Annotated in this window: 19 protein-coding genes; 6 read left to right on the plus strand and 13 right to left on the minus strand. The window is 71.0% G+C overall.

Annotation, left to right across the window (positions count from 1 at the left end):
- Positions 1–791 precede the first annotated feature (791 nt).
- Positions 792–2,177, plus strand: coding sequence for a M20/M25/M40 family metallo-hydrolase (locus K7G60_RS08525; RefSeq protein ID WP_225800187.1), 1,386 nt, complete (start codon positions 792–794; stop codon positions 2,175–2,177).
- A 168-nt stretch (positions 2,178–2,345) separates the two neighbouring features.
- Here K7G60_RS08525 and K7G60_RS08530 read toward each other — a convergent pair whose 3' ends face one another.
- The 9 genes from K7G60_RS08530 to K7G60_RS08570 form a co-directional block, all read right to left on the minus strand.
- Positions 2,346–3,821 (minus strand): non-reducing end alpha-L-arabinofuranosidase family hydrolase, encoded by a 1,476-nt coding sequence (locus K7G60_RS08530; RefSeq protein WP_225800188.1) that lies wholly within the window; start codon positions 3,819–3,821, stop codon positions 2,346–2,348.
- On the minus strand, positions 3,821–4,606 hold the full coding sequence (locus tag K7G60_RS08535; protein WP_225800313.1) for a cupin domain-containing protein: 786 nt from the start codon (positions 4,604–4,606) through the stop codon (positions 3,821–3,823). The genes K7G60_RS08530 and K7G60_RS08535 overlap by 1 nt, the downstream gene beginning before the upstream one ends.
- Complete coding sequence (locus tag K7G60_RS08540) at positions 4,603–5,463, minus strand: PmoA family protein (protein WP_225800189.1); 861 nt, start codon at positions 5,461–5,463, stop codon at positions 4,603–4,605. Before K7G60_RS08540 ends, K7G60_RS08535 begins: the two co-directional genes overlap by 4 nt.
- Entirely contained in the window at positions 5,460–6,506 is a 1,047-nt protein-coding gene (locus K7G60_RS08545) for a Gfo/Idh/MocA family protein (protein ID WP_225800190.1), read from the minus strand. The genes K7G60_RS08540 and K7G60_RS08545 overlap by 4 nt, the downstream gene beginning before the upstream one ends.
- Positions 6,503–7,561: an endo-1,4-beta-xylanase gene (locus K7G60_RS08550; RefSeq protein ID WP_225800191.1), complete on the minus strand. Its 1,059-nt coding sequence runs from the start codon at positions 7,559–7,561 to the stop codon at positions 6,503–6,505. The genes K7G60_RS08545 and K7G60_RS08550 overlap by 4 nt, the downstream gene beginning before the upstream one ends.
- Positions 7,562–7,587: 26 nt before the next feature.
- Positions 7,588–8,955, minus strand: coding sequence for a glycoside hydrolase (locus tag K7G60_RS08555; RefSeq protein WP_225800192.1), 1,368 nt, complete (start codon positions 8,953–8,955; stop codon positions 7,588–7,590).
- 115 nt (positions 8,956–9,070) lie between these two features.
- Positions 9,071–9,901 (minus strand): carbohydrate ABC transporter permease, encoded by an 831-nt coding sequence (locus K7G60_RS08560; protein WP_225800193.1) that lies wholly within the window; start codon positions 9,899–9,901, stop codon positions 9,071–9,073.
- Positions 9,898–10,887 carry a carbohydrate ABC transporter permease gene (locus K7G60_RS08565; RefSeq protein WP_374115607.1) on the minus strand — a complete coding sequence of 330 codons (990 nt, stop codon included), beginning with the start codon at positions 10,885–10,887 and terminating at the stop codon, positions 9,898–9,900. Before K7G60_RS08565 ends, K7G60_RS08560 begins: the two co-directional genes overlap by 4 nt.
- On the minus strand, positions 10,880–12,172 hold the full coding sequence (locus tag K7G60_RS08570) for an extracellular solute-binding protein (RefSeq protein ID WP_225800194.1): 1,293 nt from the start codon (positions 12,170–12,172) through the stop codon (positions 10,880–10,882). Before K7G60_RS08570 ends, K7G60_RS08565 begins: the two co-directional genes overlap by 8 nt.
- A gap of 222 nt (positions 12,173–12,394) precedes the next feature.
- On the opposite strand from K7G60_RS08570, the gene K7G60_RS08575 reads away from it, so the two are divergent.
- The 4 genes from K7G60_RS08575 (at position 12,395) to K7G60_RS08590 (ending at position 18,794) form a co-directional block, all read left to right on the plus strand.
- Positions 12,395–13,408 carry a LacI family DNA-binding transcriptional regulator gene (locus K7G60_RS08575; protein WP_225800195.1) on the plus strand — a complete coding sequence of 338 codons (1,014 nt, stop codon included), beginning with the start codon at positions 12,395–12,397 and terminating at the stop codon, positions 13,406–13,408.
- A 10-nt stretch (positions 13,409–13,418) separates the two neighbouring features.
- A complete protein-coding gene (locus K7G60_RS08580) occupies positions 13,419–15,638 on the plus strand; it encodes a glycoside hydrolase family 3 N-terminal domain-containing protein (protein ID WP_225800196.1) in 2,220 nt (739 codons plus the stop codon).
- A complete protein-coding gene (locus tag K7G60_RS08585) occupies positions 15,635–17,074 on the plus strand; it encodes a glycoside hydrolase family 43 protein (protein ID WP_225800197.1) in 1,440 nt (479 codons plus the stop codon). Before K7G60_RS08580 ends, K7G60_RS08585 begins: the two co-directional genes overlap by 4 nt.
- A 280-nt stretch (positions 17,075–17,354) precedes the next feature.
- Positions 17,355–18,794, plus strand: coding sequence for an endo-1,4-beta-xylanase (locus K7G60_RS08590; RefSeq protein ID WP_225800198.1), 1,440 nt, complete (start codon positions 17,355–17,357; stop codon positions 18,792–18,794).
- A gap of 68 nt (positions 18,795–18,862) precedes the next feature.
- Here the strand turns inward: K7G60_RS08590 and araD are convergent, their stop codons facing one another.
- From araD to K7G60_RS08610, 4 genes are all read right to left on the minus strand, one after another.
- Positions 18,863–19,576, minus strand: a complete 714-nt coding sequence (araD, locus tag K7G60_RS08595) for an L-ribulose-5-phosphate 4-epimerase AraD (RefSeq protein ID WP_225800199.1) — start codon at positions 19,574–19,576, stop codon at positions 18,863–18,865.
- A 44-nt stretch (positions 19,577–19,620) separates the two neighbouring features.
- On the minus strand, positions 19,621–21,129 hold the full coding sequence (gene araA, locus K7G60_RS08600) for an L-arabinose isomerase (RefSeq protein ID WP_225800200.1): 1,509 nt from the start codon (positions 21,127–21,129) through the stop codon (positions 19,621–19,623).
- Between the two features lie 150 nt (positions 21,130–21,279).
- Entirely contained in the window at positions 21,280–22,986 is a 1,707-nt protein-coding gene (araB, locus tag K7G60_RS08605; protein WP_225800201.1) for a ribulokinase, read from the minus strand.
- A gap of 307 nt (positions 22,987–23,293) precedes the next feature.
- Complete coding sequence (locus tag K7G60_RS08610) at positions 23,294–24,340, minus strand: LacI family DNA-binding transcriptional regulator (protein ID WP_225800202.1); 1,047 nt, start codon at positions 24,338–24,340, stop codon at positions 23,294–23,296.
- A 223-nt stretch (positions 24,341–24,563) separates the two neighbouring features.
- Here K7G60_RS08610 and chvE point away from each other — a divergent pair, with 223 nt between their 5' ends.
- Entirely contained in the window at positions 24,564–25,673 is a 1,110-nt protein-coding gene (gene chvE / locus K7G60_RS08615; RefSeq protein WP_225800203.1) for a multiple monosaccharide ABC transporter substrate-binding protein, read from the plus strand.
- Positions 25,674–25,706 lie beyond the last annotated feature (33 nt).

Genomic DNA, 25,706 nt, shown 5'->3' on the forward strand with positions numbered 1-25,706 from the left:
GGTCCGCGGCGGTTCGCCGCCGACCTGTCCAGTGGCGGGGCCGGTGTCCTGCTGGCCCTGCACCGCCTGCTGGCCGGCCCGCTCCTGACGGAGCCCCACCACGCCCGTCCCCGGCTCCCGGCAGCCGTGTGACGTCACCGGACGGGCCTCCCATGAACCCCTGGGCGCGGCGGCGAACACCTCCGTGCCCGGGTACGCAGTGACCGACCGATACGACCCCGACAGGAAAGAGGAGATCACCCATGAGCCAGATCCTCGCGCTCCAGGCCCTGGACACCGAGCAGGAGGCCGACGCCTTCGCCCCCTGCTTCAGCGTCGCCTGGAGCATCAGCGACATCTTCCCCGACCCGATGTAACGAGCCGGCACCCGCGCGGGCCGGGACCGGTGGTCCTGCCACCGGTCCCGGCCCGCTGCGTTCGCCCGCCCGACGACCGACGACCGTCGGCCGACGGTTCACCGGACACCGAACGAGGAGTCGCGTGACCTGGCGGTCGGCGGCTTCGCGCGTCCCCCGAGCGGCTGCGGGAGCAGTCCGAGGGGGTGATCCGGCGGCTCGGGTCCGGTGCCCGGTGGCGTGAGACGTCCTGCGCGTCCGGCCCCCGGGTCGGTCCCCGGGCCGACTCCACGGACGCTTCCGGGTCCGGCGGGACCGGCGCCTCCACCGCTCTCCGCCGGAATGCGTGTCCGTCCCGGCAGGAAGGGGCGGGCCTCGCCGCTGCTCGGAGAGGTGCGTGAGGCGGTCCGACAGCGGGACGCGGTTCGAACCGGTGATCCAGGGCAGTCACCCACCATGAGCGCCACCGGGCCAGCCACGCCGCGGGACGCCCCGACCGGGCCCCTCGCCGTGGACGCCCTGACGGAGTGGGTGGGCATTCCGTCCGTCTCCTCCGACGGCGGCCGGGCCGACGACGTGCGCCGGTCCGCCCGCTGGCTGGCGGACCGCCTGCGGCGAAGCGGTTTCCCGCGCGCCGGGGTCTGGGAGACGGACGGCCTGCCGGCCGTGTACGGCTGCCTGCCGGCGGCCGACCCCGACGCACCCGTTCTCCTGGTCTACAGCCACCACGACGTCCATGCCGCGGATCCCTCCGAGTGGCGGGTGACGGCGCCCTTCTCCCCGCTCCGGCGTGAGGGGCGTCTGTACGGACGGGGGGCGTCCGATGCCAAGGGGCAGGTCATGGCCCATCTGTGGGCCGTCCGCGCCCACCTCGCACACCGTTCCGCCCCGGCGGTGACCGTGAAGCACCTGATCGAGGGCGAGGAGGAGATCGGCTCCGTCCACCTGGCCGACCTGCTCTCCGAGCACGCCGAGGAGCTGTCCGCCGACGTGGTCATGGTGTCCGACACCATGCTGTGGTCCGTACGGGAACCGACCGTGTGCGCCACGGTCCGCGGCTCGGTCACCGCGACCCTCACGGTCCGCGGCGCCGAGCGGGACCTGCACAGCGGCGCGGTGTCCGGCGCCGCCGCCAACGCGGCCCTCGAACTCGGCCGGCTCCTCGCCCTGCTGACCGACGGCTCCGGTCGGGTCACACTGCCGGGCTTCTACGACGCGGTGGCCGGCCCGGGCCCGGCACTCGGCGCGTCCCTGGACTCCCTGCCCTTCGACCTGCCGGGGTGGCTGGCCGACACCGGCACCTTCCGGGCCGACGGGGAGGACGGCTTCACCGCACCCGAGCGCCTGTGGACCCGCCCCGCCGTGGAGGTGGCCCGTCTCACGGCCGGCCGCACGGACGCGCCGTCGCTGGGTCTGATCCCCGCGAAGGCCGGCGCGGACCTGCTGCTCCGGCTCGTACCCGACCAGCGGGCCGACGAGGTCGCCGACCAGCTGCGGGCCTGGCTGGCCGGTCACCGGCGACCGGGCTTCGGCTACGAGCTGGAGATCTCCTCCACCATCTCGGATCCCTACCGCACGCCGGAGGACCACCCCGCGCTCGCCGCTCTCACCCGCGCGGTGGGTCGCGCGTACGGCTCACCTGCCCTCCTGATCGGCAACGGCGGCGCCGCGCCCGCGGCACAGCTGGCACGTGCCTGTGACGCGCCCGTGCTGTTCTTCGGCACCGGACTTCCCGGCGACGGCTGGCACGGCCCGGACGAGAGCGTCGAGATCGAGGCCCTCCGCCTCGGTGTCCGTGCGCTCGCGGCGTTTCTGGAGGAACTCCCGGCCGGCCTCGGGTGACGGCCGGCCCGGCGGGCGGGGGGAGTGCGGGAGGCCGCGACGACGTCACCGCGACCGGCGCGCCGCCACACCCTGCGCCGCACCGGCGTGGAGGGCCCGGCCGTCCGCCGGGCCCTCCACGCCGGCCTCGCGCCGGCTCCACGCCGGAGCCGGACCGGTGTCACACCGTCAGCGCTGCAGGGTCAGGAGGCCCGGGCGGTAGGGCCACTGGCCGTAGTCGCCGCCGACGCTCGGGTCACGGCCCTGGTAGAGGAAGCGCAGGTTGCAGGGATCGATCGTGAAGGTCTGGTCGGCGCCGGCGCGGACCAGCTCGCCGTGGCTGATGTCGTTGGTCCAGGTGGCGCCGCTGTTGGCCTTGCCCGCGAAGGGGTTGCTCTCGGTGGCGGCCTGGGGCGTCCACGAACCGTTCAGGCTGGTGGCGGTGAACGAGCGGAAGTAGCGGTGCTCGTTCGCGCCCCGGGCCTCGACGATCATCAGGTACTGGTTCTGGTCCTTGACCTTGTAGACCTGGGGCGCCTCGAAGAGGTTCTTCTCCGTGTCGCTCATGACCGTCGTGTACGACGAGCCGAAGCTGCCCGGGAAGTTCCCGATCGGCATGCTGGCCCGGTAGATCTTGCCGTTGTCACCGGCGAAGAACAGGTACATGTTCGTCCCGTCGCCGATGAGCGTCTGGTCGATGGGGCCCGTTCCCGAGCCGGCGATGCTTCCGGAGAAGAGCTCCTGCTCCGCCGACCAGCCGTTCGGGTTGGTGGGATCGGTCGACGTCCGGTAGGAGAAGGCGGTCCTGCCCCACTGGTAGGCGAGCACCCAGATGTTCTTCGGCGCGAAGTAGAAGAGCGTGGGCGCGACGACGGAGTTCGTCATGCCGTTCTGGCCGGCGGAGGCCATCTGCGACCAGTCGGTGAAGGGGGTGAAGTTCATCGAGCCCCAGCCCACTCCCGATGCCGTGGTGCCGTGCGTGGTCGCGTAGACGAGGTGCTTGCCGTTGTAGGGGGCGACGGTGAAGTCCTTGAGCGAGGCCCATCCCGCCTTGGGCTGCGCCAGGGGGCCCGTCGACGACCAGCGGTACGTCGAGGGAAGGGCACAGGTGCCGGGGGTGCCGCCGGCCACCTTGACGAACTGCCACTGCTGGTTGGCGCCGCCCCAGTCGTCGTACTGGACGATGTTCGCGCCGTCGGCGGTGGAGGCGCCCTGGACCTCGAGGGCCTTGCCGCTGTGGCGGGCGATGAGGCGGACGTACCCGTCCGCGCTGTCGGCCAGGCGCCACTGCTGGTTGGTGCTGTTGGCGTCGGTCCACTGGGTGACGGCGGCGCCGTTGGCGGTGGAGCTGTTCTGGACGTCCAGGACCTTGCCGGAGTGGCGGGACTTCACGCGGTAATAGCCGTCGCCGGAGGCGACGAACTGCCACTGCTGCTGGTTCTGGTCGTTCCTGGTCCACTGGGTGATGCGGGCGCCGTCACTGGTCGACAGGTTGTAGACGTCCAGAGCCTTGCCGCTGTTGCGGTTGACGAGGACGTACCAGGCGCTGGTGTCGACGGTGGCCGCGGCCGCCGGCGGGGCGGTGAGGAGCGAGGCCCCGAGCAGCAGGGACGACAGGACCGCGAGGACGAGACTCAGGATCAGGGGTGGGCGGCGAAATCTCATCAGGAGGGCTCCTTAGGGGGATGGGGGTTGGGTGGCTCCGACGAACCGCTCGGCGGCCGGGTCGGGAGCACGGGGACGGAATTGGGGTCGGGATCGAGGTCGGGATCGGGTACGGCTGCGTGGTAGGGGCGGAGCAGGCCGCACATGCCGTAGAGCTGCTCCTCGGGGCGTTCCAGTCGCGACACGTGGCCGTGATCGAGGTGGGAGAGGTCCCCGGCCCTCAGCGATGCCAGTTGGGCGCCGGTCGCGAGGGTCGCGGCCAGCGGGCCGTCGCGCCAGCGGTTCCACCAGGCGTCGAGGAGATCGCGTTTCAGGCGGTGGGCCGCGGTGTGGAAGTCGCGCAGCCCGCCTTCGCGCAGGGCGAGGAATCCTTCGAGCGCCAGGTCGCGGCGGCGGCGCGCCGCCGTGGCGTGGTCGCCGGTCAGAGCGGCCGCCGTTCGATAGGCGTCGGGATCGGACAGTACGGGCGTGGGGAAGGTGAAGACGGCGTCGCCCGCCTCGGGGAGTCCGCTGTTCTGCATGAGCACGATGAGGCGCAGGCCGCCGGCGTTGACGAGGCGGTGGATCGTTCCCGGCGTGAACCAGACGACGTCGCCGGGGCGCAGCGGCGTGTCGGCGAAGCCGGAGGTGGTGAGGGTCTGGACGCTGCCCTCGCCGTCGATCACGACGTACGCCTCCGAGCAGACGAGGTGCATGTGGGGGGTGCCGCCGCACAGCCCGTCGGCGGCCTCCCAGTCGTACACGGTCAGCCCGGAGATCCCCACGCCGCCGGGAAGCGGTGTCACCACGGATGTTCCTCGAGGTGTCGCACGACGTGCGCGGAGTCCCACGCGCCGTCGGCCACGACGATCCGGTAGCGGCGCGACAGGGTGTCGCCCGGGGCCAGTGGCAGTTCCTCGTCGAACGCCAGGGACGGGTTGACGGCGGGGATGGGCTCACTGCGGACGAACCATCGGCAGGAGGCGTCCGGATCGTCCAGGAAGAGCAGCGTGGACGAGTGGTCGACCTCGTCGTGCTCGCCGACGAAGGCCAGCCAGTCGCCCTGTTCGCCCATGCCGGGGCCGATGACGTCGCCGCCGGTGAACTCGCGTGGGCCGCGCCAGAACAGGCCGGTGTATCCGGCGAGTTCTCTGCCCTGGGTGCCGGGGCTGCCGAACACCAGCTCGGTGTCGTGGACGTTGGTCAGCGCGGTGGTGACCTCCAGGGTCCAGGAGTCGGTCTCGACGTCGCGTGCGGTCAGCGTGCGGCGTTCGTCGATCCAGTGCTCCCCCGCCATCGTGTGCCAGGCGAGGTGTTCGGTGATGTCGGCGCGGCCGTTCCCGGTCTCCGCGGAGACGGTGAGGCTGCGCATCGTGCCCAGGTTGGGCAGGTCGACGTAGCCCTGGCCGCGCAGGTAGGTGCCGCCGCCCCAGAAGTTCTGGCCCGACACCCATGACGCCGTGAACTGGACGCCCTTGTGCCAGCGGTGGTCGTGCGGCCGGTATCCGGTGACGACGCGGCCGGCGAGCGTGCGCACCGGGTGCAGGTAGGGCTTCGGTGCCTCGAAGGGGTCCATGACCGGCTGGTGGACGTAGCGGAAGAGGTCGGTGCCGCGTGTCCGGACGGTCAGCGAGTCCTCTTGCTCCAGAACTTCGAAGGTCATCGGAACACCTCCGGGCGTCCTCCGTGGAGCGAGCCGTAGAAGGGGTCGGCCGCGTCGATCTCGCCGCGGACGACCGGCCGGCCCGTGATCGCGGACTTGTACAGGGCGGTGACCAGTTCCATGGTGGGTCTGCCGAGGTCGGGTCGGATCCCGGCCTCGTAGCCGTCCAGGAGCTCCGCGAGCTGGGCGGTGTGCGAGCTGGGCAGGTCCTCCGGCGGCTCCCACTTCGTGGCGGGCGTCCTGGCGGTGAACGTCCAGTCCGCGTTGGAGTAGCCGTACAGGTGCCGCAGCTCGACCGTGGCGTCGGTGAGGTCGAACCTCAGGTAGCTCTCCTCGCGCGGCGAGAGGACGCTGTTGACGACCGTCGCGATGGCACCGCTCTCGAAGCGGACCAGGGCGGTGGACACGTCCTCGGTCTGGACGTCGCGTTCGAGGCGGCCGGCCATCGCGCGTACCTCGGCCCAGGGACCGAGCACGGCGAGCATCAGGTCCATCTGGTGGATGCCGTGGCCGAGCGTCGGGCCGCCGCCCTCCCTCCCCCAGGTGCCGCGCCAGGGCACGTCGTAGTAGGCGTCGTCGCGGTACCAGGCCGTGACGCACTGCGCGACGAGCGGACGTCCGAGGGTCCCGGCGGCGATGAGGCCGCGCAGGTACCGGGCGCCCGAGCCGTACCGGTGCTGGAACACCGCGCCGGCGGCGGCGGTCCCCTCGGCGGCGTGGATCCGGTCGAGTTCGGCCAGCGACAGCGCCACCGGCTTCTCGCACCAGACCCACGCCCCGGCCTCCAGGCAGGCCACGGCCTGTTCGGCGTGCAGGTACGGCGGCGTGCACAGGTGCACGAGGTCCGGGCGTTCCTCCCGGAGCATCGTGTCCAGGTCGGTGTGGACGGCGGGGACGCCGTGCTCGGCCGCGAAGGCCTCGGCGCGCACGGCGTCCACGTCGACGGCGGCCACGATCTCGGCCCGGTGGGCCTGCGCCCGGAGGGCGGGGACGTGGCAGATGCCCGCGATCCCGCCCGTCCCGACGATCGCCGTCCTGATCATCCGCCGAGCACCTTCCGGATGGCGTGGTAGGCGGGCTTGGGCCGGAGGTTCTCGTCGTAGGGCAGCGCGGCGCCCTCCTCGGGGAAGACCCCGGGGATCCACGAGTACTTGTCCGTGTAGTCCCAGATGGTGACGCCGACGCACCTCTCGACCTCCAGGCAGGCCTTGACGTAGTCGGCGTACCAGGTGGCCTGGGTGGCGAGCTTCTCGGGGGTCGCCGGGAGCTGCATGCGGATGTCGAGCTCGGTGATGGCGACGTCGACGCCGAGGTCGGCGAAGCGCTGGATGTTCTCCTTGACGCCGGCGGGGAAGCCGTACTGGAGCGCCAGGTGGCCCTGGAGGCCGAAGCCCTCGATCGGGACGCCGTCGGCCTTCAGCTGCTTGATGAGCTTGTAGTAGGCGTCGCTCTTGGCGTTGATGCCGTCGACGTTGTAGTCGTTCAGGTACAGCTTGGCGTGCGGGTCGGCCTCGTGGGCCCAGCGGAGGGCGTCGGCGATGTAGCCGGGGCCGAGCGTCTTGTAGAAGACCGACTCGCGGTAGGTGCCGTCCTCGTTGAAGGCCTCGTTGACGACGTCCCAGTGGATGACCTTGCCCTTGTAGTGCCGCGCCACCGTCTGGATGTGGTTCTTGAGGACGGGGCGCAGCTCCTCGGCGGTCCAGGTGCGGTCGGTGAGCCAGGCGGGGAGCTGGCTGTGCCAGACGAGCGTGTGGCCGCGGACCTTCTGGTGGTGGTCCTTGGCGAAGGCCATGACCTCGTCGGCGGCGGTGAAGTCGAAGACGCCGGGCCGGGGTTCGGTGGCGTACCACTTCATGGCGTTGCCGGGGGTGGTCTGTCCGAACTCGCTGCCGAGGAGCTTCAGGTAGGCGGCGTCGGTGAACTCGGGGTTGTCGGTGGCGGAGCCGAAGTACTTGTGGTGCTTCTTGGCCAGTTCGGCGAGCGTGGCGGGGCGGGGCTCGGCGGTGGCGGGGGTGGCGGCGAGGCCGGCGGCGACGCAGACGGCCGCGGACAGGGCGATCAGGTGCCGGGACACGGACCGGGACTTCTTCGTGGACATGGGTGGCTCCTCGGGTGTCGGGAGAGTCAGTCGAGAACGATCGTGGTGAGCGCGCGCGGGGCGAGCCTGGCCGTGAGGGTCGTGCCGTGCGTGGAGGCGACGTCGGCCGGGGTGATCGAGCGGGTCTCGTCGGTCACGTAGGCGTCGGGGTGCCGGTCGTGTCCGCCGCGGAGGGCGAAGTCGGCGGACTTCTCGGTGGTCGCGGTGTTGAGGATCTCGATGACGCGGGTGCCGTCGGTGTTGCGGAAGGCCGTGACGCTCAGGGCGGGGTCGGCGTTCGTGACCGGCACGCGGACGGCGCCGGGGCGGATGAAGCGGCTGAAGGCGGCCAGCGCCCAGTACCGCTTGGACACCCGGTAGTCGTCGCCGGGGTTGGCGAGCTGGATGAGTCCCCGGGTCGCCCCGAGGGAGGCGCCGGTCCAGTAGACGTAGGCGTTGGCGTTGGCGACGGTCAGGGTGTTCTGGATGTCGGCGGCGACGGTGAGGCCGTCGTAGCCGCTGCCGTCGTCCCAGTGCTCGTTCCAGGTGGTGCCGTCCGGCGACCACTCGGACATCCACACGTGCTTGTCGGTCGGCTGCGGGACCGTGGTCGGGCCGCTGTAGCGGTGGCCGGTGACGGTCCGCACGGCCTTGTCGGCCTCCGGGTCGGCCTCGATGGCCTCGGTGAAGGCGACCTGCCGGTCCCAGCCCGCGGCGTCGCAGCAGACGACGCCGGTCTTCAGTCCCGAGGCGCGGACGGTCGGCCCGAGCACCTTGAGGAAGTCGACGGCCTGTCGGGGCGTGAAGCGCATCGAGGCGTAGGTCGCCGTCCAGTCGGGTTCGTTGGTGAACCCGAGGTCGGTGATGTCGATGCCCTCCCGCTCGTAGAACTTGGCGTACTGCACGAGGTAGTTCGCGTACGCCTGGCGCCAGGCGGGGAGCAGTTCGCCGCCGTTGTTCTCGTTGCCGTTGGTCTTCATGAAGGCCGGCGCGCTCCAGGCGTCGGCGTAGAACCTCTTGACGCCGTAGGCCTTGGCCTCCTTGGCGAGCCAGACCTGACCGCCGTCCCAGCCGTCCCAGACGTACGTCGGCGTGGCGTCCGGGCCGCCCGGGTCGGTGGGCAGGATCGTCGGCATGTGGTCGTAGACCCGGTCGGTCGACGAGCCGATGCCCAGGCGCAGGATCGAGAGGCCGGCGCCCTTCTCCTTGCTGAGCAGCAGGTCGAGGACTTCGCGCTGTTTGGCGGGGCTGAGGCCGCGCGCGCCGTGCAGCAGGTCGGCACGCTGGAAGGCCATGGAGAAGCCGAATCCGTCGATGGGCTGGAGGTCGGCCCGGAAGTCGATGGCGGGGCGGGCGGAGGCGGCGGCGGTGCCGGCCGTGCCGGCGGCCCGTGGTGCGGGGTCGGCGGCGGCCACGTGTGTTGTTAGCGCTAACAATATGACGGCGGTCAAGGCGGTCAGGCGTTTCACGGAGTCTCCTCGGGAGGGGAGGGCGTGCGGTACGGATCAGCCCTTGGTCGCGCGGTACGGATCAGCCCTTGGTCGCGCCCGCGGTGAGGCCGCCGATCAGCTGGCGCTCCGCGACGGCGTAGAAGGCGAGGGCGGGGACCATGGCGAGCACGATGTACGCGAGGACGAGCGCGAAGTCGGTCGAGTACTGGCCCTGGAACTGCTGGACACCGACCGGGATCGTCTGCCACTTCGGGTCACTGAACACCAGGAGCGGCAGGAAGAAGTTGTTCCAGCTCGCGACGACCGCGAGCACGGAGACCGTGCCGAGCGCCGGGCGCGCCATCGGCAGCAGGATCTGCCAGAAGAAACGGAACTTGCCGCAGCCGTCCATGGTGGCGGCCTCCTCGATTTCCGCCGGGATGGTCCGGAAGAAACCGCGCAGGATCACGATCGTCATGGGGAGCCCGAAAGCCGCCTGCGGGAGGATCACTCCGAGCGGATTGTCGAGCAGACCGAAGGTCCGCAGCATGAGGAAGAGCGGCAGAACGGCCACCGCGAACGGGAACATCAGCCCGATGGTGAAGAGCGTATAGAACAACTCCCTTCCACGGAAGGCATATCGCGCGAGAACGAAAGCCGCCATCGCAGAGGCCACCACAGTGCAGACCGTCGTACCGATCGCGATGCCCGCACTGTTGGCGATCTGCCGCCAGAACATGCCGTCGCCGAGAATTCCGGTGTAGTTGCCGACCTTCCAGTGCTCCGGCAGTCCGAACGGATTGTTCGTCAGTTCCGCGGTGCTCTTGAAACCGGAGACGACCGCGTAGAGCAGCGGTACGGCGACGAACGCGGCGATCAGCCAGACCACGGCGTGCAGCGAGAGGCCGCGTACCGTCCTGCGGGCGTTCATCGGCCACCTCCCGAGGTGACGGCGCCGCTCAGGTCACGGCGGAGCACGTACCGCTGGTAGAAGAGGGAGAAGACGAGGCTGATCATGAACAGCACCACGCTGATCGCGCTGGCGTAGCCGACCTGGTACCGCTTGAACCCGAACTGGAACATCGCGATGGCCATCGTCTCGGAGGAGTGGTTGGGCCCGCCGGCGGTCATGACCCAGACGAGGTCGAAGAGCTGGATGGACCCGATGATCGACAGGAAGACGCTGATCCGGATCGTCGGTCCGAGCAGCGGCAGCGTCACGTGCCGGAAGCGCTGCCAGGCGTTGGCGCCGTCGATGGAGGCGGCTTCGAGGATCTCGGACGGGATGCTCTGCAGCCCGGCGAGGAACAGCATCATGTGGAAGCCGAAGTACTTCCAGATCATGACGACGAACAGGGTCGGCATGACCGTCGAGGGATCGGCGAGCCACTTGCCCTGGAGGCCCTCGAGGCCGAACAACCCCGCGAGGTGGTCCGCCATGCCCGCGCCGGGCAGGAAGATCATCGTGAAGAGGACCGCCGTGACGACCTCGGAAAGGATGTACGGGGCGAAGAACAGCATCCGGTAGACGGCCCGGCCGCGGAGCTTCTGGTTGAGCAGGACCGCGGTGAAGAGGGCGAACGGCAGCTGCACCGTGATCGACAGGACGATCAGGTAGAGCCCGCGCCCCAGGTCGCCGAGGAAGACCTGGTCGTCGAAGAGCTTGGTGTAGTTCCCGAAGCCGACGAAGTCGTCCATGGGGCCGATGCCGCCCCATTTGAAGAATCCGGTCCAGACGGCGACGACGATCGGGGCGAGGACGAAGACGAGGAAGAGGACCAGGGCGGGGACGAGGAACCAGGCGACCGACGCCCAGGCTCCCAGGCGGCTCCGCCGCGAACGCTCCGGGAGCGGCGGGGGTGCCACCGCGGACTCCTCCGTCCGTTCCTCGGTCAGGGTGGACACGGAGCTAGGCACTCTTCGCAGCCTCGGTGATCGACGCCGTGACCTGCTCGGGCGTCTTCTTGCCCGCTATGAGGTCGGCGACGCTGTCGTTGACCTCCTGGCCGACCGCCGGCGGGTAGGCCTGGTCGAGGAAGAGCTGGAAGCCCGTCGCCTTGACGAGGCTCTCGGCCACCACCTTCTTGTTGGCGTCGGTGAGCTGGCTCTCCGCGCCCTTGACCACCGGCAGGTAGCCGTTGGAGGCGAGCAGCTTGGACTCGTTGTCCAGGACGAAGAACTTCAGGAAGTCCAGGGCCTCCTTCGGGGCTCCCTTGCGCAGCGCGAAGCCGCCGCCGCCGCCGAACACCTCGGTCGCCTGCCCCACACCGCCCTCGACCGTCGGGAAGGGGAAGAAGCCCAGGTCCGCTCCGAGGTCGGCGCCCGCGTCCTTCTGCACCGACGGTCCCCACTGGCCCATCAGCTCCATGGCGGCCTTGCCGTTGCCCATGGTCGCGGCCTGGCCGCCCGGGGTGGCGTAGCCGGCGCCGAGGAAGCCGGGCTGGAAGGGCTGGAGGTCGACGAGCTCCTTGAGGTGGGCGCCCGCCTTGACGAAGCCGGGGTCGGAGAAGTCCTTGGAGGTCGCGGCCTTCTGGAGGGCGGGGAGGCCGGCGACGCGCATCGCGAGGTAGGCCCAGTAGTAGTGGCCCGGCCACTTCTCCTTGCCCGCGAGGGCGATCGGGGTGACGCCCGCGGCCTTGAGCTTCCTGACGTCGTCGAGGAACTCGGCCCAGGTGGCGGGCGGAGCGGTGATCCCGGCCTTGGCGAAGAGCTTCTTGTTGTACCAGAAGCCGACCATGCCGATGTCGTACGGGATTCCGTAGGTCCGGCCGTCGATCTGGTACGCCTGGAGCGAGACCGGCGTCAGCTTGTCCGACCAGTCGATCAGGTCGGTGATGTCCTCGACGAGGCCCGCGTCGACCTGCTGCTGGAGCACGCCGCCGCCCCAGGTCTGGTAGACGTCGGGGAGCTTGCCCGAGGAGGTGGTGGCGGTCAGCTTGGACTTGAACGCCTCGTTCTCCAGCGAGGTCGTGTTGATCGCGATCTTCGGGTGCGCCTTGGTGAACGCCGTGGAGATCTCCGGGAAGAGGGACTTGCCCGGCTCCGTGGTGGCGATGTTCCACCACTCGAACGTCACCTTGCCGTCGGCCGCCGCCCCGCCGCCCGGTGTGTCGGCCCCGCAGGCCGCCGTCAGGGGGACGGACAGTGCGGTCAAGCCCACGAGCGCCAGGAAGCTGCGTCGGCTCGGGGTGGTGCTGGCCATGGGACCTCCGTGAGGGGGATGCGCTCGAAAACTTTTCGAAACACTCTCGAATTACGTGGTGCCATAAACTAGGAACGCCGGACACCACGGTCAAGACTTCTCACCGATTTATCTCGGAAACCTGGCGGCAACACAGGACTTGACAAGCTGTCACGCCACCCAGAAACTCTTCGAAAGTTTGCGAAACCTGTCGTCGACCGACGGCGTCGAAGAGGAGAGAAGTTGAGTGAGCAGCGGGCGACCCTGGCGGTGATCGCGGCGGAGGCGGGGGTCTCACAGGCCACCGTCTCCAAGGTGATCAACGGCCGCTCCGACGTCGCGCCCTCGACGCGCCGACGGATCGAGGCACTGCTGCGATCCCACAACTACCTCCAGCCCGGGCGGCAGAACAGAACCCGCAGATCGGGCCTCGTCGACCTGATCATCGGCGGCCTGGACAGCGCCTGGGCGGTGGAGATCCTCCGCGGCGTCGAGGCCGAGTGCGCCGGCCGCGGCATCGGCACCGTCGTGTCGCTCGTCCCGGCCGGCGAGGCCACCCCGTCGAGCTGGTCGGCGGTGCCGGTCCAGCACCACAGCGACGGCGTCATCCTCGTCACCGCCTCGGTCACCGAGGCACAGCGCGCCCAGGTCGAGCGGGGCGGGGTGGCGCTCGTCGTCATCGACCCGATCGACCTGCCGGACAACGGTGTGCCGAGCATCGGCGCGACCAACTGGGCGGGCGGCCTCGCTGCCACCGAACACCTGCTGGAGCTGGGCCACCGCCGGATCGCCGCGATCGGCGGGCGCAAGGAGATGCTCTGCAGCCAGGCCCGCATCGACGGCTACCGGGCCGCCCTGGAGCGGGCCGGGATCGAGTTCGACCGCGACCTGATCCGGTTCGGCGACTTCCAGCACGAGGGCGGATTCCGGTGCGCGCAGGAGCTGCTCGCCCTCCCCGAGCCGCCCACCGCCATCTTCGCGGGCAGCGACCAGCAGGCCATGGGCGTCTACGAGGCCGTCCGGCAGGCCGGGCTGAGCATCCCCCGGGACCTCAGCGTGGTCGGGTTCGACGACCTGCCGATGTGCGAATGGCTGTCACCGCCGCTGACGACGGTGCGTCAGCCGCTGGAGGAGATGGGCCGGCTCGCGGCTCGCACGCTTTTCCAGCTTCTGGAGGACCAGCCCCTGGTCAGCCCCCGAATGGAGCTCTCGACCGAACTCAAGGTCCGCGTCTCCACCGCCCCACCCCGTTCTTAGGAGTACCTCCGTGACCGAGCCCTGGCGTGACCCCCTCCTGCCCGCTTCCGTCCGAGTCGCCGATCTGCTGAGCCGGATGACGCTGGAGGAGAAGGCGGGTCAACTCGCCGGTTTCTGGGCCCTGCCGTCCGATCCCGGAGCGCCGGTGGCGCCCATGGAGGACGATTCCGGCGAACCGGCGCCCGGCCTCGACGACATCATCGGGCAGGGTCTCGGCCAGCTCACCCGGGTGTACGGGACGGCGCCGATCGCCGCGGAGACCGGCATGGAGCGGCTCGCCGCGCTCCAGACGCAGGTGACGGAGGCCGGCCGGTTCGGCATTCCGGCCCTCGCTCACGAGGAGTGCCTGACCGGGTTCATGACGCTCGGCGCCACGGTCTTCCCCGGGCCGCTCGCCTGGGGCGCGTCCTTCGATCCCGGGCTCGTGCGGCGGATGGCCGCCGCCATCGGCGACGGGATGCGGCGGGTCGGCGTCCACCAGGGGCTCGCTCCGGTGCTCGACGTGGTCCGCGACTACCGGTGGGGCCGTACCGAGGAGTGCGTGGGCGAGGACCCGTATCTCGTCGGCACGATCGGCACCGCGTACGTCCAGGGTCTGGAAGGCGCGGGCATCGTGGCGACGCTCAAGCACTTCGCCGGGTACTCGTCCTCGCGCGGCGGCCGGAACATGGCCCCGGTCGCCGTGGGCCCGCGCGAGTTCGCCGACGTCCTGGTGGAGCCCTTCGTCCGGGCGCTGCGCGAGGGCGGCGCCCGGTCGGTGATGAACAGTTACACCGACGTGGACGGCGTCCCCGTCGCCGCCGACGAGCGGCTCCTCACCGGACTCCTCAGGGACGAGCTCGGCTTCGACGGCACCGTCGTCGCCGACTACTACTCGGTCTCCTTCCTGGAGTCCCGGCACGGCGTCGCCGGATCGCGGGGCGCGGCCGGCGCGCTGGCACTGACCGCCGGCATCGACGTCGAGCTCCCCACGGCCCGCTGTTACGGCGAGCCGCTGACCGCACTCGTACGGTCGGGAGACCTGCCCGAGGCCCTCGTCGACCGGGCCGTGGAGCGGGTGCTGCTGCAGAAGGCCGAGCTCGGCCTGCTCGACCCCGACTGGGAACCCGTCAAGCCCGAGCCGATCGACCTCGACCCGCCGGAGAACCGGGCGCTGGCCAGGATCCTGGCCGAACGGTCCACGGTGCTGCTCGCCAACGACGGCATCCTGCCGCTGCGGCCGTGCCGGGTCGCGGTCACCGGGCCGTACGCGGACGATCCGCACGCCTTCCTCGGCTGCTACTCCTTCCCGAACCACGTCGCGCTGCCCGGCGATCCCGGGGTGGAGATCCCGACGCTCGGCGAGGCGCTCGCCGCCGCCGGGTTCACGGTCACCGAGGAGGATCCGGAGGTGAACGTGCTGGTACTCGGCGACCGGGCCGGCATGTTCGGCCGGGGCACCTCGGGCGAGGGCTGCGACGCCGAGACCCTCGACCTGCCCGGCGACCAGGCCGCGCTCGCCGAGGCCGTCCTGGACTCCGGGGTGCCGACCGTGCTGGTCCTCGTCTCGGGCCGGCCGTACGCCCTCGGCTCGCTCGCCGACCGGGCGGCGGCCGTCGTCCAGGCCTTCTTCCCCGGCGAGGAGGGCGGGACGGCGCTGGCCCGCGTCATCAGCGGAGCCGCCGAACCGGGTGGGCGCCTTCCGGTCTCCCTCCCCCGCCAGGTGGGCGGACAGCCCGGCACCTACCTGCACTCCACGCTGGGCGGCAAGACCGACTGGAGCTCGGTGGACCCGACTCCGCTGTTCCCGTTCGGGCACGGGCTGAGCTGGACCAGCTTCGCCTACACGGATCTCACGGTGGATCCCGCTGCCGCGACGGACGGGTCCGTGTCGGTCGCGGTCACCGTGCGCAACGTCGGCGAGGTGACCGGGACCGAGGTGGTCCAGCTGTACCTGTCGGACCCCGAGGCGTCCGTGGTCCGGCCTCTGCGGTGGCTCGCCGGATTCGGCAGGGCCGAGCTGCGGCCGGGCGAGGCCGCCCGGCTCACCTTCTCCGTCCACGCCGACCGGACCTCCTTCACCGGGATCGACCTGCGGAGGAGGGTGGAGCCGGGAGAGTTCGGCGTGGCCGTCGGACGGTCCAGCGGTGATCTTCCGCTCCAGGGGTCCTTCACCCTGCACGGCCCCGTGCGTCACCCGGGTGCCGACCGTGTCCTGTCCGTGCCGGTCGAGATCGTCCCGGTGCCGTGAGCGGGGCGTTCGCTGATCCCGTCCTGCCGGGGTTCAGGCCCGACCCGTCCGCCTGCCGGGTGGGGGCGGACTACTACCTGGTGACATCCAGTTTCGAGTGGTTCCCGGGGCTGCCCGTGTTCCACAGCCGCGATCTGGTGAACTGGCGGCGTCTCGGCTCCGCGCTCGACCGGCCGTCGCAGCTCGACCTCGACGGGTGCGGGCCGTCGCGAGGCCTGTTCGCGCCGACGATCCGTCACCACGACGGCCTCTTCCACCTCGTCTGCACGCTGATGGACGGCCCGGGCCATTTCGTCGTCACGGCGACCGACGCCGCCGGGCCGTGGTCGGAGCCTCACTGGCTGGAGGGCGAGGGCTTCGACCCGTCGCTCTTCTTCGACGACGGGCCGGACGGCGACGGCCGGGCCTGGTTCACCGCCTCCCGGGTAAGGGACGAGGCCGCCGGCCACACCGAGATCTGGATGCGCGAGTACGTGCCCGGCGAGCGACGGCTCACGGGACCGGAGTACGTCCTGTGGTCGGGGAGCCACCCGGAGGCCCGCTGGTCGGAGGCCCCGCACCTCTACAAGGTCGACGGGACCTACCTCCTGCTCACCGCCGAGGGCGGCACCGACGTGGACCACAGCGTGGTGGCCGCCCGCGCCGACGAGGTGACCGGCCCCTACGAGGGCGTTCCCGGTAACCCGGTCCTGGCCCCGGTCCCGAAGGGGCCGGTCACCTGTACCGGTCACGCCGACCTCGTCCAGACTCCGGACGGGGAGTGGCGGGCCGTCCTGCTGGGCGTCCGGCCGGGCTCCGCCCTGGGCCGGGAGACCTTCCTCAGCCGGGTCACCTGGCACGACGGCGTGCCGGCCTTCTCCCCCGTCGTCCACGCCGGCCGCTCACGCCCTCTGCGCGACGACTTCGCCACCCTCTCCCCCGACTGGAGCACCCTGCGCACTCCGCGCGCGCCGTTCTGGAGCACCGGCGACGGGCTACGGCTCCGGCTCCGCCCCGAGCGGCTCGGCGAACGCGCTGCCCCGTCCCTCCTGGTCCGCCCCCAGGAACAGCCCGACTGCGACGTGTCCACGGAGCTGCGCTTCACCCCGGCAGGACCGGGCGAGGAGGCGGGCCTCGCCGTGGTCGTCGACGATGACGCCCACCTCCTCCTGCTGCGTACCGAGGGGGGACTCGTCCTCCGCCGGGGGCCGGACGTCCTGGCCGGCGTCCCGCTCTCCCCCGGCCCCCTCCGTCTGGGGGTCCGCGTCCGCGGGTTCGGTCACACCTTCGTCCACGCGGCGCCCGACGGCCCCTGGCAGGAGCTGGCCACCGTCGAGGCCGGCTTCCTCAGGCCGCTGTTCACCAGCGTCCAGATCGGTCTGTACGCCACCTCCCACGGGCACCCGTCCTCGAACCAGGCCCATTTCCCGTGGTTCGACATCGCGTATCCGAACTGACCGAGGACTCACTCACAGAGAAGCGGTCCCTGTCGAAACCTTTTCGACAGGGACCGTTCTTTCTTGGCTCCAGTGAAATGCCGTGACGGTCCTGACCGACGGCTGATGTTTCCGAAACATCTACGAAACCATTGACAGGCTCATGCCGTATTTCCAGACTGATTCCCGAGGCGTCACCGCCGCTTTCCGCGGTCCCATTTCCCGGACTCGGACATCGCCGCGGATTCCTTCCGCCGCGCGCTCTCCCCCACCCGCGATTTCCCTTATCGGAGGTCCACCCATGCGCTCTCACGCCATTGCCCCGCCCACGGTCCGCCGGAAAAGGGGCGGCCTGATCGCGGCGCTCCTCGCCGGCGCCCTCGGGTCCGCCACCCTGCTGGCGGCGCCGGCCTCCCAGGCCGCCGAGAGCACGCTCGGCGCCGCGGCGGCGCAGAGCGGCCGCTACTTCGGTACCGCCATCGCCTCGGGCCGGCTGGGCGACTCGACGTACACGTCGATCGCGGCCCGCGAGTTCACCTCGGTGACCGCCGAGAACGAGATGAAGATCGACGCCACCGAACCGCAGCAGGGGCAGTTCAACTTCACCGCCGGCGACCGGGTCTACAACTGGGCGGTGCAGAACGGCAAGCAGGTGCGCGGCCACACCCTGGCCTGGCACTCCCAGCAGCCCGCCTGGATGCAGAACCTCAGCGGCAGCTCGCTGCGCCAGGCCATGATCAACCACATCAACGGCGTGATGGCCCACTACAAGGGCAAGATCGCCCAGTGGGACGTCGTGAACGAGGCCTTCGTCGACGGCACTTCGGGAGCCCGCCGCGACTCCAACCTCCAGCGCACCGGGAACGACTGGATCGAGGTCGCCTTCCGTACGGCACGTGCCGCCGACCCCGCCGCCAAGCTCTGCTACAACGACTACAACGTCGAGAACTGGACCTGGGCGAAGACCCAGGCCATGTACGCCATGGTCAAGGACTTCAAGCAGCGCGGCGTCCCGATCGACTGCGTCGGCTTCCAGTCCCACTTCAACAGCGACAGCCCGTACAACAGCAACTTCCGCACCACCCTGCAGAGTTTCGCCGCGCTCGGCGTCGACGTGGCCATCACCGAGCTCGACATCCAGGGCGCCTCGGGCACGACGTACGCCAACGTGACCAACGACTGCCTGGCCGTCCCGCGCTGCCTCGGCATCACCGTCTGGGGCGTGCGCGACACTGACTCCTGGCGCTCCGGCGACACACCGCTGCTGTTCAACGGCGACGGCAGCAAGAAGCCCGCGTACACCTCCGTGCTCAACGCCCTCAACGGCGGCTCCACCACTCCCACACCCACGCCGACCCCCGGCACCGGACCGATCAAGGGCGTCGCCTCGGGCCGCTGCGTGGACGTGCCGAGCTCCTCCACCACCGACGGCACCCAGGTCCAGCTGTGGGACTGCAACGGTCGCACCAACCAGCAGTGGACCCTCACCTCCGCCGGTGAGCTCAGGGTCTACGGCGACAAGTGCCTCGACGCCGCCGGCACCGCCAACGGCTCGAAGGTGCAGATCTACAGCTGCTGGGGCGGCGACAACCAGAAGTGGCGCCTGAACTCCGACGGAACCATCGTCGGCGTGCAGTCCGGGCTCTGCCTCGACGCGGCCGCCAACGGCACCGCCAACGGCACGCTGATCCAGCTGTACCAGTGCTGGAACGGCACCAACCAGCGGTGGACCCGCGTCTGACGCGCGTCCGACCCGCTGGCACACGGCGAAGGGGGGAGCCAGGATCGTCCTGGCTCCCCCCTTCGCCGTCAGGCGGAGGGCGGGTTCCCGTAGTACGCGTCGGGGCCGTGCTTGCGGGTGAAGTGACGGTCCAGCACGTGCTGCGGGGGTTCCACCGTGCCCAGGGCGATGGTGTGGAGCGCCATCTCCGCCACCGCCTCGCAGATGATCGCGTGCTCCAGGGACGCCGTGGCGCTCGCACCCCAGGTGAACGGGCCGTGATGGGCGACCAGCGCGCCGGGGACCTCCCGGGCCCGCGTGTCGTCACGTCCGAGGAGGTCCACGATGACCTGACCGGTGTTGTACTCGTAGTCCGTGGCGCACTGCTCGGGGGTGAGGGCCGCGGTGACGGGGACGGGACCGTTGAAGGTGTCCGCGTGGGTGGTGCCGAGCACCGGTATCGGGCGCCGGGCCTGGGCGAAGGCGACGGCGTGGGTGGAGTGGGTGTGGGTCACCCCGCCGATGGACGGGAAGGCCAGATAGAGGCTCCGGTGCGTCTCCGTGTCGGTGGACGGGCGCAGACGGCCTTCGACGACGCTCCCGTCGGCCAGGGAGACGACGACCAGGTCCTCCTCGCTCAGCACGTCGTAGGCCACGCCCGAGGGCTTGATGACGAAGACGCCGGCTTCCCGGTCCACACCGCTCACGTTGCCCCACGTGAGGGTGGCCAGACCGGCCCGGGGGATGCGGAGGTTGGCCTCCAGCACCTCCCGGCGCAGCTCCTTGGAAACGGCGGTGGTCACGGAGGTCTCCGTCCTCGCGGGGTCGGTCGGGGTGGGGGCCGCGCTCACAGGCTCTGGGCCAGACGGTGGTACGCCTGGCTCCAGCGCAGCTCGCGCGTGAACCGCCGTACGGTGGTGTCCTCGTCGATGACGGCGAGTTCGATCCGCAGCATCTCGGCGAGGTCTTCGAGCTCCTCGCCGCCGAGGGCGGTGGTCAGGACGGTGTGGTGCGGCGCTCCCGCGGTCAGCCAGGCCTCGGTGGAGGTCCGCAGGTCGGGGCGGGGGCTCCAGACGGCCCGGGCGACGGGGAGCTTCGGCAGCGGCTCGGGCGGGGTGACGACGTCGATGTGGTTGGCGACGAGGCGGAAGCGGTCGCCCATGTCGGCGAGGCCGACGACGACGGCCGGACCGGGATCCGCGTCGAAGACCAGGCGGACCGGGTCCTCGCGGCCGCCGATGCCGAGCGGGTGGATCTCGCAGCTGGGCGTGGCCGACGTGATCGAGGGACAGACCTCCAGCATGTGGGCGCCGAGGATAAGCTCCTGACCAGGCGTCAGATCGTAGGTGTAGTCCTCCATGAAGGAGGTGCCGCCGGGCAGACCGCGGTCCATCGCCTTCAGCGTGCGCAGCAGGGTGGAGGTCTTCCAGTCGCCTTCGCCGCCGAAACCGTAGCCGTCCGCCATCAGTCGCTGCACGGCGAGGCCGGGCAGCTGGCGCAGGCCGCCGAGGTCCTCGAAGTTGGTGGTGAAGGCGCGGAATCCGCCTTCCGTGAGGAAGGTCCGCAGACCGGCTTCGACGCGGGCGGCGTAGCGCAGCGAGTCGTGGCGCTCGCCACCGGGCCGCAGCTCGGGCGCGAGGGCGTAGAGCTCCTCGTACTCCTTGACGAGGGCGGAGACGGCGTCCTCGGGGGCGGCGTCGACCACGGCGACGAGGTCGTTGACGCCGTAGGTGTTGACCGAGACGCCGAACCGCAGCTGGGCCTCCACCTTGTCGCCCTCGGTGACGGCGACGTCGCGCATGTTGTCACCGAACCGGGCGAGCTTGAGGGTGGTGAGCTCGGCGCGGCCGACGGCGGCACGGGCCCACCCGGCGATGCGGTCGACGACGTCGGGGGTGGAGACGTGGCCGGCCACGGTCTTGCGCGGGACGCCGAGGCGGGTCTGGACGAAGCCGAACTCGCGGTCGCCGTGGGCGGCCTGGTTCAGGTTCATGAAGTCCATGTCGATGGTGGACCAGGGCAGCCGGCGGTTGGCCTGGGTGTGCAGGTGCAGCAGGGGCTTGCGCAGGGCGTCGAGGCCGGCGATCCACATCTTGGCCGGGGAGAAGGTGTGCATCCAGGCGATGAGGCCGATGCAGCGGTCGTCGGCGTTCGCCTCCAGGATCAGCGCGCGGATGGCGGCCGCGTCGGTGAGGACCGGCTTCCAGACCAGGCGGACGGTCATCTGGGGCTGGGCGGCGAGGGTGTCGCAGATGGCGCGGGACTGGTCGGCGACCTGGGCCAGGGTCTCGTCTCCGTAGAGACCCTGGCTGCCGGTGAGGAACCAGATCTCGCGGTCGGGCGGGGTGAGCGTCATGTCGGGTGTGCTCCTCGGAAGTGCGGGGCGGAGGTGTCGGGCCTGGGCCGGCCGGGGCGGGGAGGCGCCCCGGCCGGCCGGTGGCGGCCGCCGGGCGCGGGGAGGCGCTGCCGGTCGGCCGATGGGACCGTGGGCGGGGAGGCGCCCCGGTCAGGCGTCGGTGGCGAGGCGTGCCGTGTTGCGGATGCGGCGCAGGCGGTGCAGGAGGAGGTCCGTGCCGGTGCCGAAGTGCTCGTGCAGGGCGCGGTATTCGCCGAACAGCGCGTCGTAGGCGTCCGCGCGTGCCGGGTCGGGCACGTACGCGTCGCGCTGGACGCTGCCCATGACGGCGGCGGCGGAGCGGACGTCGGGGTAGGCGCCCGCGGCGACGGCGGCGTGGATGGCGGAGCCGAGCGCCGGCCCCTGTTCGGAGGTGCCGACGGAGACGGGGCGGCGGAGCACGTCGGCGTAGATCTGCATGAGCAGCGCGTTCTTCTTCAGGCCTCCGGTGACGATGAACTCCTCCACGGGAATCCCGCCGCCCTCGAAGGTCTCGACGATGGTCCGGGTGCCGTAGGCGGTGGATTCGAGCAGGGCCCGGTAGACGTCCTCGGGCCGGGTGTCGAGGGTGAGGCCCGCTATGACGCCCGAGAGGTGGTGGTCGACCAGGGTGGAGCGGTTGCCGTTCATCCAGTCGAGGGCGACCAGGCCGTGTGCGCCGACCGGCTGACCGGCGGCTTTGCGGGTCAGGAGCTGGTGCAGGTCCTCGCCCGACGCCTCGGCCTCGGCGCGGTAGTGGTCCGGTACGCCCTGCCGGAGCCACCAGGCGAAGATGTCGCCGACCGCGCTCTGGCCGGCCTCGTAGCCGTAGGCGCCCTCGACGATGCCGCCGTCGACGACCCCGCAGATGCCGGGGACGTCGGCCAGGGTGGCGCCGTTGAGTACGTGGCAGGTGGACGTGCCCATGATGGCGAGCATCCGGCCGTTCTCCACCGCGCCCGCGGCGGGGGCGGCGACGTGGGCGTCGACGTTGCCGGCCGCGACGGCGATGCCCTCGGGCAGGCCCGTCCAGCGCGCCGCCTCGGCGGTCAGTCCGCCGACCCGGGAGCCCAGGGGCGACAGCGGGTGCTCCAGGCGCGTGGCGGGGAAGTCGGCGAACTCCGGGTGGAGTTCGGCGAGGTAGTCCGGCGAGGGGTAGGCACCGTCCTGGTGGATGCCCTTGTAGCCGGCGGTGCAGGTGTTCCGGGACTCGGCGCCGGTCAGCTGCCAGACGATCCAGTCGGCCGCCTCGATCCAGCGGGCGCAGGCGGCGTAGACGGCCGGGTCCTCCTCCAGGACCTGCAGGGCCTTGGCGTACTGCCACTCGGAGGAGATCTTGCCGCCGTACCGTGCGATCCACTTCTCGCCGCGGGCGTGCGCGAGGGCGTTGATGCGGTCGGCCTGCCCCTGGGCCGCGTGGTGCTTCCAGAGTTTGGGCCAGGCGTGCGGACGGCCGGCCCACTCGGGCGTCAGGGCGAGCGGGGTGCCGTCCGGGGTGGTCGGCAGGACCGTGCAGGCGGTGAAGTCGGTGGCGATCCCGATGACGTGGGCCGCGTCGACTCCGGCGTCGGCGAGCGCCGCCGGAACGGCGGTGCGCAGGACGTCGCGCCAGTCCTCGGGGTGCTGGAGCGCCCAGTCGGGGGGCAGGGGGGCCGCGGTGGAGGGAAGGCGGTCCTCGATGACGGCGTGGCGGTACTCATGGACCGAGGAGCCGAGTTCGGCGCCGTCCCGGACCCTGACGACGACGGCGCGCCCGGAGAGGGTGCCGAAGTCGACTCCGATGGTGCAGGCCTCGGGGTGGTGTCGGGCCGCGGGGTCGGAAAGGGCGTGTGGAGTCACGATGCGTCTCTCTCGTCATGAGCGGGGCCAGGGGAGCATCCAGATTGTTAACGCTCACAATCAGGTTGGACAATAGCTGGGTGCGGTTCTGTCGAACATTCGCCAAGAAAAGGGGCTCTGGAAGTGAGCGCTCACCTTGCCGTGCCGACGCGTGGGGCGCCGACGCGGGCGCGTACCGACACGTACGCATACGAAGCGCGCGGATCGGCGCGGGCGGATCGGCGCGCACGGATGCGCCGCCGCCCCTACGCCCGCCGGCGGCGAGCACTCCGCCGGCGCCCGGGAGACGGCTGCGGGGTCTGCCGCGTCAGGCCTCGTTCGAGGGGCGCGTGCTCGCGCGCATGATGAGCTGCGGCTGCACCAGGAGGTGTTCGGCCTTCTTGGCGCGGCCCTCGATGTGGTCCACGAGAAGCTGGATGCTGCGGCGCCCGATCGCGGCGAAGTCCTGGCGGACCGTCGTCAGCGGCGGCGGGAAGTACTCCGCCTCCGGGATGTCGTCGAAACCGGCGACGGCCACCTGCGCGGGGGTGCGGATCCCGCCCTCGCGCAGCGCCCGCAGGACGCCGAGCGCCATCTGGTCGTTGGCGACGAAGACGGCCGTGACCGGTGTCGCGCCGCGGCGGGCCAGGGCGAGGCCCGCCAGTTCCTGTCCCGCCCGGTACCCGGACAGCGGGCTCCAGTCCCCCGCCAGTACGCGCGGAGGGCGGATGCCGTTCTCCTCCAGGACGGCGCGCCATCCCGCGGTGCGGGCCTCGCTCTCCAGCCAGTCCTCCGGGCCCGCCACGTGCCAGACGGTGCGGTGCCCGGCGGCGAGCAGATGCTCGGTGACCATCCGGGCGCCGCGTTCCTGGTCGAGCGAGACGCCGGGCAGGTCGAGCTGGTGGCCGCCCTCGACGGTGACCACGGGGAAGGGCGCGTCCAGTTCGGCGAGCGCCTGCACGTGCGAGCGCTGCGGGGTGATGGCGACGACGCCCTCCACTCCCCAGGCCGCGAGGTGGTCGATGGCGTCCTTGAGCCCCTGCCCCTCTCCGCCGCGGAGGCTGACGGTCGAGACGAGGTAGCCCTCTTCCCGGGCCGCCTCCTCCAGACCGGTCAGGGTGCTGGCGGGGCCGTACAGGGCGGTGTTGACGGCGATGACGCCCAGCGTCCTCGTGCGACGGGTCACCAGGGCGCGTGCGGCGGAGTTGCGGCGGTAGCCGAGCCGCTCGATGGCCAGGGTGACCTGGTCGCGGGTGGCCGCGCGCACGTTGGGGTGACCGCTCAGCACCCTGGAGACGGTCTGGTGCGAGACCCCCGCCTCTCGTGCGACGTCGGCCATCGTCGGCGGGCGGACGTCTTCCGCGGACTGGGCCACGTTCGCCTCCCTTCTCCGTGCTCACGGTCGTGTATCGATGCGAGAAAAACCTTATCGCCTCTTGTATCACGGCGTTGTGAGCGCTAACAATCTAGCTCGACCAGGGTGTCGACGCCCTGGACCCCCCAACCGGAACGGTGCCGTCCCGGTGGTGCGAGGACACGCGCCGCCATCGAGCCCGCCCCGGTCGGAGCCGCCCTCGACGACGGGATGGGTTTCCCCCATGAAGAAGTTCCGATCCGCATCCGCCCTCCTGGCCGTGACCACCGGCTGTGCCCTGCTGCTGACCGCCTGCGGGCAGAACAGCGAGGGCGGCAGCCAGGAGACGAAGGACAAGAAGGACCTCACCATCGGCATCGCGATGCCCACCAAGTCCTCCGAGAGGTGGATCGCCGACGGCAAGAACATGACGGAGAGCCTGAAGAAGGCCGGGTTCTCCACGACCCTGCAGTACGGCGAGGACGACCCGGACCAGCAGGTCGCCCAGATCGAGAACATGATCACCCAGGGCGTCGACGCCCTGGTCGTGGCCGCCATCAACGGCGAGGCCCTCTCCAACGTCCTCCAGCAGGCGGCCGACGCCCACATCCCGGTGATCTCCTACGACCGGCTCATCCTGGGCTCCCCGCACATCGACTACTACGCCTCCTTCGACAACGAGAAGGTCGGCGAGCTCCAGGCCACGTACATCGTCGACAAGCTGGGGCTGAAGGCCGGCGCCAAGAAGGGCCCCTTCAACATCGAGCTCTTCGCCGGCTCCAACGACGACAACAACACCAAGTACTTCTTCAACGGCGCCATGAAGGTGCTGAAGCCCTACATGGACAAGAAGCAGCTGGTCGTGCGCTCCGGGCAGACCCAGCTGAACCAGGTCACCACGCTGCGGTGGGACGGCGGTACGGCCCAGAAGCGCATGGACGACCTGCTGACCTCCGCGTACGCCTCGGCCCGGGTCGACGCCGTCCTCTCCCCCTACGACGGCATCTCCATCGGCATCCTGTCCGCCCTGAAGTCCGACGACTACGGGAGTGCCGCGAAGCCGCTTCCGATCGTCACCGGACAGGACGCGGAGGTCGCCTCCGTGAAGTCGATCATCGCGGGCCAGCAGACCCAGACCGTCTACAAGGACACCCGCGCACTCGCGCAGGTCGCCGCCGACATGGTGACCGCCGTCCTCGACGGCAAGAAGCCCGAGATCAACGACGACACCACCTACGACAACGGCAAGAAGGTGGTTCCGGCCTTCCTGCTCGACCCGGTCAGCGTCGACAGGACGAACTACCGGAAGGTCCTGGTGGACTCCGGCTACATCGACGCCGGCGCCCTGCGGTGACCCCCGCCCCCACCCCGGCGGGACCCGTCCTCG

Origin of the sequence: Streptomyces sp. NK15101 (assembly GCF_020400725.1) — a bacterium.
GTDB lineage: Bacteria > Actinomycetota > Actinomycetes > Streptomycetales > Streptomycetaceae > Streptomyces.

What these genes read in the sequence shown, in the direction of transcription:
- K7G60_RS08540 (WP_225800189.1), bottom strand. Translation starts at nt 5,463, where the DNA reads ATGACCTTCGAAGTTCTGGAGCAAGAGGACTCGCTGACCGTCCGGACA.
- K7G60_RS08590 (WP_225800198.1), top strand. Translation starts at nt 17,355, where the DNA reads ATGCGCTCTCACGCCATTGCCCCGCCCACGGTCCGCCGGAAAAGGGGC.
- K7G60_RS08570 (WP_225800194.1), bottom strand. Translation starts at nt 12,172, where the DNA reads ATGGCCAGCACCACCCCGAGCCGACGCAGCTTCCTGGCGCTCGTGGGC.
- K7G60_RS08525 (WP_225800187.1), top strand. Translation starts at nt 792, where the DNA reads ATGAGCGCCACCGGGCCAGCCACGCCGCGGGACGCCCCGACCGGGCCC.
- chvE (WP_225800203.1), top strand. Translation starts at nt 24,564, where the DNA reads ATGAAGAAGTTCCGATCCGCATCCGCCCTCCTGGCCGTGACCACCGGC.
- araA (WP_225800200.1), bottom strand. Translation starts at nt 21,129, where the DNA reads ATGACGCTCACCCCGCCCGACCGCGAGATCTGGTTCCTCACCGGCAGC.
- K7G60_RS08560 (WP_225800193.1), bottom strand. Translation starts at nt 9,901, where the DNA reads ATGAACGCCCGCAGGACGGTACGCGGCCTCTCGCTGCACGCCGTGGTC.
- K7G60_RS08550 (WP_225800191.1), bottom strand. Translation starts at nt 7,561, where the DNA reads ATGTCCACGAAGAAGTCCCGGTCCGTGTCCCGGCACCTGATCGCCCTG.
- K7G60_RS08530 (WP_225800188.1), bottom strand. Translation starts at nt 3,821, where the DNA reads ATGAGATTTCGCCGCCCACCCCTGATCCTGAGTCTCGTCCTCGCGGTC.
- K7G60_RS08545 (WP_225800190.1), bottom strand. Translation starts at nt 6,506, where the DNA reads ATGATCAGGACGGCGATCGTCGGGACGGGCGGGATCGCGGGCATCTGC.